Source organism: Xenorhabdus sp. BG5, from assembly GCF_015163665.1.
Taxonomy (GTDB): Bacteria; Pseudomonadota; Gammaproteobacteria; order Enterobacterales; family Enterobacteriaceae; genus Xenorhabdus.
In genome coordinates this window covers 1-234 of record NZ_JADEUG010000119.1, presented here as the reverse complement: position 1 = coordinate 234, position 234 = coordinate 1, and the positions used below count along the sequence as shown (strand labels likewise).

The window sequence follows — 234 nt, the reverse complement described above, 5'->3', positions numbered from 1 at the left end:
CTACGGCGTTTCACTGCTGAGTTCGGCATGGGATCAGGTGGGACCACCGCGCTGTTGCCGCCAGACAAATTCTGTTTTCAATCCCGAACAAGCTGTTTTTCATTCTGAAACTCTCTCTCTCAATCCCCGAAAACCCCTTCGGTGTTGTCAGGTTAAGCCGCACGGCTCATTAGTACCGGTTAGCTCAACGTCTCGCAACGCTTACACACCCGGCCTATCTACGTCCTCGTCTCG

The 234-nt window shown here is 53.4% G+C and carries 2 rRNA genes; both read right to left on the bottom strand.

What is annotated here, in order from left to right:
• Window positions 1-65, bottom strand: a 5S ribosomal RNA gene (gene rrf / locus IQ209_RS18095); the annotation flags it as partial.
• 83 nt (window positions 66-148) lie between these two features.
• Window positions 149-234: ribosomal RNA gene (locus IQ209_RS18090) — 23S ribosomal RNA — on the bottom strand; the annotation flags it as partial.